The sequence below is a fragment of the Mycobacterium sp. genome (assembly GCF_019247615.1).
In the GTDB taxonomy this organism is placed as follows: Bacteria; Actinomycetota; Actinomycetes; order Mycobacteriales; family Mycobacteriaceae; genus Mycobacterium.
In genome coordinates this window covers 44,440-55,248 of sequence record NZ_JAFBAT010000007.1, presented here as the reverse complement: position 1 = coordinate 55,248, position 10,809 = coordinate 44,440, and the positions used below count along the sequence as shown (strand labels likewise).

Annotated in this window: 10 protein-coding genes and 1 pseudogene; 4 read left to right on the top strand and 7 right to left on the bottom strand. The window is 66.1% G+C overall.

From position 1 onward, the window contains the following. Positions 1–1,203: glycoside hydrolase family 15 protein (locus JO059_RS00575; protein ID WP_293313802.1), on the top strand; the 1,203-nt coding region annotated here is incomplete at its 5' end. 7 nt (positions 1,204–1,210) lie between these two features. Here the strand turns inward: JO059_RS00575 and JO059_RS00570 are convergent. Next, positions 1,211–2,014 (bottom strand): sensor domain-containing protein, encoded by an 804-nt coding sequence (locus JO059_RS00570; RefSeq protein WP_293313799.1) that lies wholly within the window; start codon positions 2,012–2,014, stop codon positions 1,211–1,213. Between the two features lie 90 nt (positions 2,015–2,104). Next, a pseudogene (gene lepA / locus JO059_RS00565) lies at positions 2,105–3,995 on the bottom strand (translation elongation factor 4). Positions 3,996–4,057: 62 nt separating this feature from the next. Between lepA and JO059_RS00560 the strand changes: the two are divergent. Beyond that, positions 4,058–4,660, top strand: coding sequence for a type II toxin-antitoxin system PemK/MazF family toxin (locus JO059_RS00560; protein WP_293313796.1), 603 nt, complete (start codon positions 4,058–4,060; stop codon positions 4,658–4,660). A 19-nt stretch (positions 4,661–4,679) separates the two neighbouring features. Here the strand turns inward: JO059_RS00560 and JO059_RS00555 are convergent, their stop codons facing one another. Then, positions 4,680–5,108, bottom strand: a complete 429-nt coding sequence (locus JO059_RS00555) for a CBS domain-containing protein (protein WP_293313814.1) — start codon at positions 5,106–5,108, stop codon at positions 4,680–4,682. A 163-nt stretch (positions 5,109–5,271) separates the two neighbouring features. Here JO059_RS00555 and JO059_RS00550 point away from each other — a divergent pair, with 163 nt between their 5' ends. Next, a complete protein-coding gene (locus JO059_RS00550; protein ID WP_293313793.1) occupies positions 5,272–6,114 on the top strand; it encodes a ribonuclease Z in 843 nt (280 codons plus the stop codon). Here the strand turns inward: JO059_RS00550 and JO059_RS00545 are convergent. The 4 genes from JO059_RS00545 to JO059_RS00530 are packed head-to-tail and all read right to left on the bottom strand — an operon-like array spanning position 6,098 to position 10,362. Next, positions 6,098–6,799 carry a hypothetical protein gene (locus JO059_RS00545; protein ID WP_293313791.1) on the bottom strand — a complete coding sequence of 234 codons (702 nt, stop codon included), beginning with the start codon at positions 6,797–6,799 and terminating at the stop codon, positions 6,098–6,100. The genes JO059_RS00550 and JO059_RS00545 overlap by 17 nt on opposite strands. A 34-nt stretch (positions 6,800–6,833) precedes the next feature. Further along, positions 6,834–7,673: a transglutaminase family protein gene (locus JO059_RS00540; protein ID WP_293313788.1), complete on the bottom strand. Its 840-nt coding sequence runs from the start codon at positions 7,671–7,673 to the stop codon at positions 6,834–6,836. Further along, entirely contained in the window at positions 7,673–8,650 is a 978-nt protein-coding gene (locus tag JO059_RS00535; RefSeq protein WP_293313785.1) for an alpha-E domain-containing protein, read from the bottom strand. The genes JO059_RS00540 and JO059_RS00535 overlap by 1 nt, the downstream gene beginning before the upstream one ends. Then, on the bottom strand, positions 8,650–10,362 hold the full coding sequence (locus tag JO059_RS00530) for a circularly permuted type 2 ATP-grasp protein (protein WP_293313782.1): 1,713 nt from the start codon (positions 10,360–10,362) through the stop codon (positions 8,650–8,652). The genes JO059_RS00535 and JO059_RS00530 overlap by 1 nt, the downstream gene beginning before the upstream one ends. Before the next feature lie 156 nt (positions 10,363–10,518). Between JO059_RS00530 and rpsT the strand changes: the two genes are divergently transcribed. Further along, entirely contained in the window at positions 10,519–10,779 is a 261-nt protein-coding gene (gene rpsT, locus JO059_RS00525) for a 30S ribosomal protein S20 (RefSeq protein WP_293313779.1), read from the top strand. Positions 10,780–10,809: the final 30 nt, after the last annotated feature.

The window sequence follows — 10,809 nt, the reverse complement described above, 5'->3', positions numbered from 1 at the left end:
ATCAACATCGGCAATTTCCCCGATCATCCGTGGCGGGCCTACCTGCAGCGCAGCGCGCTCACGTTGAAGGGGTTGACGTATTCCCCCACCGGCGCGCTGCTGGCCGCCAGCACGACGTCGCTTCCGGAGACGCCGCAGGGCGAACGGAACTGGGACTATCGCTATGCCTGGGTTCGCGACTCGACGTTCGCCCTCTGGGGCCTCTACACCCTTGGCCTCGACCGCGAGGCCGATGACTTCTTCGCCTTCATCGCAGACGTCTCCGGCGCCAACAGCAACGAGCGCCACCCGCTGCAGGTGATGTACGGCGTCGGGGGCGAGCGCAGTCTGGTGGAAGACGAACTGCATCATCTGTCCGGCTATGACCATGCCCGCCCCGTACGGATCGGCAACGGCGCCTACGACCAGGTTCAGCACGACATCTGGGGTTCGATCCTGGACTCGTTCTACCTGCACGCCAAATCGCGCGAGCAAATCCCGGAGACGCTCTGGCCGGTGCTGAAGAAGCAGGTGGAAGAGGCGATAAAGCACTGGCGCGAGCCCGACCGCGGAATCTGGGAGGTGCGCGGCGAGCCGCAGCACTTCACGTCGTCGAAGGTGATGTGCTGGGTGGCGCTCGATCGCGGCGCGAAGCTGGCCGAAAAGCAGGGCGAGAAAAGCTACGCCCAGCAGTGGCATGCCATCGCCGAGGAGATCAAGGCCGACATCCTCGCGCACGGGGTGGACTCGCGTGGCGTGTTCGTCCAGCGCTACGGCAGCAACGCGCTGGATGCCTCGCTGCTGCTGGTGGTGTTGACCCGCTTCCTGCCGCCGGACGACCCGCGCGTGCGCAACACCGTGCTGGCGATCGCCAACGAACTCACCGAGGAGGGCCTGGTGCTGCGGTACCGGGTCGAGCAAACCGACGACGGGCTGTCCGGCGAGGAAGGCACGTTCACCATCTGCTCGTTCTGGCTGGTGTCGGCACTGGTGGAGATCGGCGAGGTGACCCGAGCGAAGCGGCTGTGCGAGCGGCTGCTGTCCTATGCCAGCCCGCTGCACCTCTATGCGGAGGAGATCGAGCCCCGCACGGGTCGGCATCTGGGCAACTTCCCGCAGGCATTCACCCACCTGGCGTTGATCAATGCCGTGGTCCATGTCATCCGTGCCGAGGAGGAGGCCGACGGCTCGGGGACGTTCCAGCCGGCAAACGCACCGGTGTAGCGGGGCGTCAGCTCTGAGCGCCGACGTTTTCCAATATCGCGCGCGCGATGTCCACGGCACTGCTGCGCGGATCCGCGGCTACCGGTTCCGTCGGTTGCGGATGATGTTGCGGATTGCCGAAGAAGGCGACCTCGACCTCGACCAGGCAGTTCCCGCGGACGCCGAGGGCACGCCCCGATGGAATGGCGGCCGAATCGAGGGTGCGCGATGCGAACCCCATCGAAACCGTTGCCGCGACAAGCGAATCCGCGACTTCAACGTTGTTGGCCATCGCCTGCAGCCTGAACACGGTGCCCGACAGGGGCATCGTCGTGCCATCGCACTGCTGCCATTGCTGGGCGAATTTGGCGAACAGCGCCCGGGCTTCGGCGGCGCTGGTCAAGCTCACCACGCCCTCCCGCACGCTGGTCACCTCCACGGAGTTGGGAGCGTGCCGCCACGTTTCCACCGCGACGTGGCGCACCTGGCCGGATTGGTAGACGACTCGCTGCAGCATTGCCGCGACGCCGAGGCAGTCGCCGGGTGCGTCCCAACCGTCGTCCTGCAGCGTCTCCGGCCCCCCGAACCGCGGTGGAAACCGGGGATCGATCCGGAACGATCGGTTGAGAATCCGCGACAGCGCGTCGTCGGCAAGGAGCACCTGCCTGATGGTCGACCCGGTCAGCGATCGCGCGATCAAGTCTGCCGTCGGCCGGGCTGCACCCTCGACAACCGCCGAGCAGCCGGCGATGAGCGACACGAGCGCCAGCGCGGCGAGCGAGCGCGCCCTTCGGCCGCCGCCGGTGCAACTCGCCCGATGCTTTTGATTCACCCTTTATCTCCCTTTGGTTCACCGGGAGTTTACCTATGGGGAGGCGATCACGCCGCAGACACGCCCAAGACCCGGGGCGACCCATCGGCGCTACTTCTTGCCTGACGAGCTGGATTTGTCTGCGGCGGAATCCGTGGACAGCGCGGCGACGAACGCTTCCTGGGGCACTTCGACACGCCCAATGGTCTTCATCCGCTTCTTGCCTTCCTTCTGCTTTTCCAGAAGTTTGCGCTTACGGGTGATGTCACCGCCGTAGCACTTGGACAGCACATCTTTGCGAATCGCGCGGATGTTCTCGCGCGCAATGATTTTCGAGCCGATCGCGGCTTGCACCGGCACCTCGAACTGCTGGCGCGGGATGAGTTCCTTGAGCTTGGTGGTCATCTTGTTGCCGTAGGCGAATGCGGAATCCTTGTGCACGATCGCGCTGAACGCGTCGACCGCCTCACCCTGCAGCAGGATGTCGACCTTGACGAGCTGGGCCTCCTGCTCGCCGGCCTCCTCGTAGTCGAGGCTGGCATAACCGCGGGTGCGCGACTTCAGCGAATCGAAGAAGTCGAAGATGATCTCGCCGAGCGGCATCGTGTAACGCAACTCCACTCGCTCGGGCGACAGGTAATCCATGCCCCCCATCTCGCCGCGACGTGACTGGCACAGTTCCATGATGGTGCCGATGAACTCGCTGGGGGCGATGATGGTGGTCTTCACCACGGGCTCATACACAGTGCGCACCTTGCCCGCCGGCCAGTCCGACGGATTGGTCACCCGGATCTCGGTGTCGTCCTCTCGGATCACCCGGTACACGACGTTCGGTGATGTCGAGATCAGGTCCAAATCGAACTCGCGTTCCAGGCGTTCGCGGGTGATCTCCATGTGCAGCAGTCCCAGAAAGCCGCACCGGAAACCAAATCCGAGCGCCACCGACGTCTCCGGCTCGTAGGTCAGGGCCGCGTCGTTGAGCCGCAGCTTGTCCAGCGCGTCGCGCAGGTCCGGATAGTCGGAGCCGTCGACGGGATAGAGCCCCGAGTACACCATGGGCTTGGGTTCCCGGTAACCCGTCAGCGCCTCCGCCGCACCATTGCGGGCTGTGGTGACCGTGTCGCCGACCTTGGACTGGCGGACGTCCTTGACTCCAGTGATGAGATAACCCACCTCCCCGACACCGAGGCCTTCGCTGGCTTTCGGTTCGGGCGAGACGATGCCGACCTCGAGCAGTTCATGGGTGGCGCCGGTGGACATCATCAAGATGCGCTCACGGGGGGTGATCTTGCCGTCCACCACACGCACGTAGGTCACCACGCCGCGGTAGATGTCGTAGACGGAGTCGAAGATCATCGCGCGGGTGGGCGCGTCGGCGTCGCCCCGCGGGGGCGGCACCTCACGCACCACGTGGTCGAGCAGATCGGCGACGCCCTCGCCGGTCTTGCCGGAGACCCGCAGCACGTCGCCGGGTTCGCAGCCGATGATGTGGGCGATCTCTGCCGCGTAGCGGTCGGGATCGGCGGCGGGCAGGTCGATCTTGTTCAGCACAGGGATGACGTGCAGGTCGCGGTCCAGCGCCAGGTACAGGTTGGCCAGCGTCTGCGCCTCGATGCCCTGGGCGGCGTCGACCAGCAGTATCGCGCCCTCGCAGGCCTCGAGCGCCCGCGACACCTCGTAGGTGAAGTCGACGTGACCCGGGGTGTCGATCAGGTGCAGGACGTAATCTTCGTCGGCGACTTTCCACGGCAGCCGCACGTTCTGCGCCTTGATGGTGATCCCGCGCTCGCGCTCGATGTCCATGCGGTCGAGGTACTGGGCGCGCATCGACCGCTCATCGACGACGCCGGTGAGCTGAAGCATGCGGTCCGCCAGCGTCGACTTGCCGTGATCGATGTGAGCGATGATGCAGAAATTCCGAATCTGCGCCGGCGCGGTGAAGGTCTTGTCGGCGAAGCTGCTGATGGGAATCTCCTGGAAGCGGCGGTTTTCGAGTATCCAGCGTATCCGCGGACGGCGGTCAGGGCCCAATCCTGACCGGGCCCTCGCGTCTATGCTGCGAATATGGCGTCGGCCCGGAAGTCTCAGTGGAAGACGTTTCAGCGCTTCGCGGAGAACTTGGTTTTCGATCGGGCTCCGCGGCTGGTTCGGCAGGTGCAGAACTCGCAGCAGGTACTGCGGGAACTTCAGCAGGCCGTGAAGATCACCGCCAACGTCATCGCCGCGGCCGCCCCGCAACCACAGGTGGCGGTCACCGCCGGCCGACCGGTGACCAGCACAAGCTTCCCCACCGCCCAGCGGGCGCGGAAACTGGTGTACGCCCCGAACCTCGATGGCCGGGCCGATCCCGGGGAGATCGTGTGGACGTGGGTGGTCTACGAGGACGATCCCACCCGCGGCAAAGACCGGCCGGTGCTGGTTGTGGGTCGCGATCGCGGCGTGCTGTTGGGATTGATGGTGTCCAGCCAGGAGCGCCGCGCCGGCGACCGCGATTGGGTTGGAATCGGTTCCGGCGCTTGGGATTACGACGGCCGGCAAAGCTGGGTTCGGTTGGACCGGGTGCTCGACGTCCCCGAGGAGGGTATCCGCCGGGAGGGCGCGATCCTGGACCGCGAGATCTTCGACGTGGTGGCCGCACGGCTGCGCGCCGAGTACGCGTGGAGCTAGTGCTGATCAGCGGGGCAGGTCACCCCTGGGTGATGTAGGACTGCAGCTGCTGGTGTTCGGCCTCCAGCTCTTCCATCCGGGTCTTCACGACGTCACCGATGCTGACGATGCCGATCAGTTTCTTGCCGTCCAAGACCGGGACGTGGCGCACCCGGTTCTTGGTCATCAGGACATTCAAGGAGTCGACGGTGTCCGTCTTCTTGCAGGTGGCCACGGTCGAGGTCATGATCTTCGAGACCGGCCGGGACAGCACGCTGGCGCCATGCGTGTGCAGTTGGCGCACGACATCGCGCTCGGAGACGATGCCGACGACCCCGTCGTCGCCCACCACCACCATGGCGCCGATGTTTTGCTCGGCGAGGCCGGCGACCAACTCCTTGACCGTTGCCTCGGGATTGATGGTCACCACCGCCGCGCCCTTGTTCCGCAAGACGTCCGCAATCCGCATCAGGGCCTCCAGCCAGCCGGTTATGATCAGCTTCACATCAGGCTACGGCTAACTCGCGCGACGGGAAAGCCATCGCCGGCCGCCGAACCGGACAAAGGTCGAGCCGCCCGGTCCGGATTGGTCAACGCCACTGTTCTCACATGCGGCTTGGGAGGATATGGCCATGATCGAGATCACTTTGCTGGGCACAGGCAGCCCCATCCCGGATCCGAACCGTGCCGGGCCGTCGACCCTGGTGCGAGCCGGCGGCCAGGTGTTCCTGGTCGACTGCGGACGCGGAGTGCTGCAGCGCGCGGCGGCCGTGGGAGTGGGCGCCGCCGGGCTTTCGGCGCTGCTGCTCACCCACCTGCACAGCGACCACATTGGCGACCTCGGCGACCTTCTCATCACGCGCTGGATCTCCACATTCGCGCCGGACCCGCCGCCCCTGCCGATCATCGGACCGCCCGGCACCGCCGAGACGGTGGACGCGACGTTGAGGGCGTTCGGCCATGACATCGGCTACCGGATCGCTCATCATGCCGATCTGAACGCCCCGCCGGCGGTCGAAGTCCACGAATACACCGAAGGCCCGGCATGGGACCGCGACGGGGTGACCATTCGGGTGGCGCCCACCGATCACCGGCCGGTGGCACCGACCATCGGCTTCCGCATCGAATCCGGGAACACGTCGGTGGTGCTGGCGGGAGACACCGTGCCCTGCGCCGGCCTGGACCAGCTGGCCAGCGGCGCGGATGCCTTGGTGCACACCGTTATCCGCAAGGACATGGTCGCCAACATCCCCCAGCAGCGACTCAAGGACATCTGCGACTACCACTCATCGGTGCCGGAAGCGGCGGCAACCGCGGCCCGCGCGGGAGTCGGCACCCTGGTGATGACGCACTACGTTCCGGCGCTGGTGCCCGGCCAAGAGGAACAATGGCGGGCGCTGGCGGCCGGCGAATTCGGCGGTCGCATCGAACTCGGCGACGACCTGCATCGTGTCGAGGTCAATCCCCGACCGTGACCGTCGTTGGCTGAATTTCCTTGCGACCCAACGGCAGCAGCGCCCCGGCGACCACCAGCCACACCAACGCCAGGACCCGTGCGATCGGCAGGATCACCCCTAGTTCGGGCCACACCAGCACCAGCGTCCCCAGTTCGGCCAGGCCCGCGGTCACAATGCCGGCCCAGGCCACCGGCCGCGGCGTCAATCCCCGCACAAGACCCGGTACCGCCATGCCGGCGACCAACAGGCCCAAGGCCACGATGTGTCCCGGTCCGCCGACCAGAAATACCAGGAAGTAGACCAACCGTATGAGGGCCGCCTCAGCGCCGACCTCGGGTCGCGACAACGTCCACGCCAGCAATCCGGCGAGGCCCAGTGCGCCGGCCGCCAGGGTGCCGCCCGTGAGCGCGACCAATGCTCCGGGCGCCGAGACGCCCAAACGCCGCAACCGGGCGGCGACCGCCGCCGCGTACACGGCCAAGGGAACCGATGACGCGAACGTGGCGGTGGCGATGACCTGCACCGCCACCGGCTGGGCGTGGACGTAGGCGGTGACCGCGGTGGCGCGCCCGTAGGGCAACGGCAGCACGCCGCCCATGACGACGCCGATGGCGATCCCGCCGAAGAGCAGTCCGAGGCAAAGCAGTCCCAGGCCCGTCAAAACCCACCGACCGGGGGCCGCCGACGCTGACGAGTCGATCATTCGTCAAACCCTAGGGTCCGCAACGAACTGGCGGTCAAGCCAACCGGGTGATCTCCACGATCACGTCGAGATCGGTCGCCCCTTCCCCGGAGTAGATGCCTTTCAGCGGCGGAACGTCGGTGTAGTCACGCCCGGCGCCCACGCTGACGTATTGCTCGTTGATCTCCGTGTCGTTGGTCGGGTCGTAGTGCCACCAAGCCCCCGTCCACGCCTGAATCCAGGCGTGGCTGCGACCGTCGACGGTATCCCCGACGACGGCGTTACGCCTGGGGTGCAGGTAGCCGGAAACGTACAATCCCGGAATTCCCATGGCGCGCAACAGAATCAGAGATAAGTGCACGAAGTCCTGGCAGACGCCCTTGCCTTCGTTCAGCGCGTCCAGTCCGGACCAGTGCACTCCTGTGGTCCCAGGGAGGTATTCAAGCTGGCCCCGCACCCACTTGGCCGCCGCGACGACGGCTTCCGCGGGGTCACACGCTTTGCGAAGCTTCTTGGCCACCGACGCGACGGGCTTGTTCACGGGGGTGTGCGCCGTGGAGCGAAGCAATTCGTCGAAACGGTCGATCACCGCCTCGGATTGCAGCTCGTTCCAACTCACCTCGGATTCGCTCGCGTCCGGCCGCTCGGTCTCCACGACGGAGGATGACGTCACCGTGAGATCGGTGTGCGGCGCGTGCAGGTCGAACGCGGTCACGGCGGTACCCCAATAGTCGATGTAGCGGTAGGACCGGGTGGCGGGAATGGTTTCGACCCGGTTGAGGATTACGTTCTGCCGCGTGTCCGACCGCGGGGTGAGCCTGGCTTCGTTGTAGGAGGCGGTCACGGGCGACTGGTAAGCGTATCCCGTGGTGTGCACCACCCGTAACCGCCACATCAGGATTCGCCCTGCCTGCTGACCCGCCGCACCCGCTGGCCGGCATCCGACCACGCCACCCAGGGGGTGACGTGAAAGTACTGCAGCGACAACGCTTCTCCGACGTCACGGCACGTTCGCTGCAGGCCCGCCAGCCGGCTGTCCAACGACTCGAGCAGCACACCGGGTTGCACGAACTCGAGTTCGCTGCGTGCGCGACCGAGTAACCGTTGCGCCTCGGCGGTGGACCCGATCCGGCTCTGCGGATTGTGCAGCAGCTCGTCGAGGTTGTGTTCGGCCATCCGCAGCGAGTAGAACACCGAACGCGGAAACAGTCGGTCGAGCAGCATGAACTCCACCACCCGGCCGGCGTCCAGGACGCCGCGGTATGTGCGCAGATAGGTGTCGTGTGCACCGGCGGAGCGCAACAGCGTGACCCACGCCGGTGACGACGCGCTGTCCCCGACCCGCGAAAGCAGTAGCCGCACGGTCATGTCGACGCGTTCGATCGCGCGGCCCAGCACCATGAACCGGTATCCGTCATCGCGCGAAAGCGTCGAGTCGGCCAGGCCCGCGAACATGGCCGCCCGGCCTTCGATGAATGACAGAAACTCATGCGGACCAAGGCGTTTCGCGGCACGCTCGCGTTCGGCCAGGGCGTGGTAGGTGGTGTTCAGACACTCCCAGATTTCGCTCGATGTCACTTCCCGGGCCGACTTCGCGTTCTCGCGCGCGGCCGTAATGGCGTCGACGATCGAACAGCCCCCGGAGACGTTGGTGCTGAAGGCGACCAAGTCCGTCAACGACCAGACATCCAAGTCATGCTCCGGGGGGTCGATGCCGAGCACCCGCAGCAGCAGGCGAGATGCCTGGTCGGGGTCGACGCTGGAATCCTCCAGCAATTGGTGCAATGCAACGTCCAGAATCCGGGCGGTGTCATCGGCGCGCTCGACATAGCGACCGATCCAATAAAGCGCCTCGGCGTTGCGGGCCAGCATCAGCCGACCACCTCTTGGTGGGCCTTCTGCTGTTGCTGCTGCTGAGTCTGCTCCTCCTGCGGTTGGGTGCGCTGCGACTGGTGCTGGTTCGGCCGCGGCGCGGCGTCAAGCACCGGGTCCGGTATGGACTTGGGCAGCGAACGCACGACTTCGGCGGCGCCGAGCTCACGGTCGCGAGCGGCCGCGCGCGGCGCCAGAACCCAGGTGTCCTTCGAGCCACCGCCCTGGCTGGAGTTCACCACCCGCGAGCCCTCGACCAGGGCCACCCGGGTCAAGCCGCCGGGCAACACCCACACGTCGTTGCCATCGTTGACCGCGAAGGGCCGCAGATCGACGTAGCGGGGCGCCAGCGCGCTTCCGATCTGCGTCGGCACGGTCGACAGCTCCATCATCGGCTGCGCGATCCAGCTCCGGGGGTCGTCGCGGATCTTCTTGGCGACGGCGCCCAGCTCCTTCTCGGACGCCTCGGGTCCGAACACGATGCCATAGCCGCCCGAGCCCTCGACCGGCTTGAGGACCAATTCGTCGATGCGGTCGAGCACCTCCGCGCGTTCGTCCTCCAGCCAGCACCGGTAGGTCTCCACGTTGGCCAGCACGGGCTTCTCGCCCAGGTAGTACTCGATCATCGTCGGCACGTACGTGTAGACCAGCTTGTCGTCGCCCACCCCGTTGCCGATAGCGCTGGAAATGACGACGTTGCCGGCCCGGGCAGCGTTGACCAAACCGGCCACCCCCAGCACCGAGTCGGCGCGGAACTGCAGCGGGTCCAGGAAGGCGTCGTCGATGCGCCGGTAGATGACGTCGACCTGGCGCTCTCCTTCGGTGGTGCGCATGTATACCTGATTGTCGCGGCAGAACAGGTCGCGGCCTTCGACGAGCTCGACGCCCATCTGACGGGCAAGCAGCGAGTGCTCGAAGTAGGCCGAGTTCGCCACGCCCGGGGTCAGGACCACCACGGTGGGATCGGCCTCGTTGGTGGCCGCTGAGTTTCGTAGCGCCCGCAAGAGGTGCGACGAGTAGTCGTCGACCGCGCGCACCCGATGCGTGGCGAACAGGTTCGGGAAAACCCGCGCCATCGTGCGCCGGTTTTCCATGACATACGACACGCCGGAGGGCGAACGCAGGTTGTCCTCGAGCACTCGGAAATTGCCCCGCTCATCGCGGATCAGGTCGATGCCCGCGACGTGGATTCGCACGCCGTTCGGCGGGACGATGCCGACCGCCTGGCGGTGAAAATGCTCGCAGGAGGTAACTAGCCGGCGTGGGATGACGTCGTCGTTCAGGATCTCCTGCTCGCCGTAGATGTCGTCGAGATACATCTCGAGCGCCTTGACCCGCTGCGTGATGCCGCGCTCCAACCGATTCCACTCCGCGGCCGAGATCACCCGCGGCACCAGATCGAGTGGGAACGGCCGCTCCTGACCCGACAGCGAAAAGGTGATGCCCTGGTCGATGAAGGCCCGGCTCAGCGCCTCGGCGCGGGCCATCAGCTCGGAGGCGTCCGAGGGCGCTAGCTCGGCGTATATGCCCTTGTAGGGGCCGCGCACGTTGCCCTTGGCATCGAACATTTCGTCGAACGCCTTCGAATAAATGCCCGAATAGGAGTCCGACGTGTTGTATCCGCCAAAGATCCGCTCGGAACGCGCGTCCCGGCGCTCAGCGCCGCCGCGCGACCGCCGCCTGGTTTCCTCAAGCTGGCTCGCAAGACTCACTTAAGAGATGGTGCCTTACATCGAGCTTGCGGCCGGCCACAGGTCGAATTTTGGGAGAAAACGTTACGGACTGCTAACCTGGGCAGTCGCCATTGGGTGCGGGGACGCCCCCCAAAACAGGCGCAGCAAACACAGATCCGAAGAAGGAACCAGAGCGTGGCCAACATCAAGTCGCAGCAGAAGCGCAACCGCACCAACGAGCGCGCGCGACTGCGCAACAAGTCGGTGAAGTCCTCGCTTCGTACTTCTGTCCGCGCGTTCCGCGAGGCCGCCCACGCGGGCGACAAGGAGAAGGCCGCGGAGTTGCTGGTGTCGACCAACCGCAAGCTGGACAAGGCGGCCAGCAAGGGTGTGATCCACAAGAACCAGGCGGCCAATAAGAAGTCGGCGCTGGCGCGGGCCCTCAACAAGCTCTGAGGCACGCGGCGGCGCCCACCCCAGCTCCAT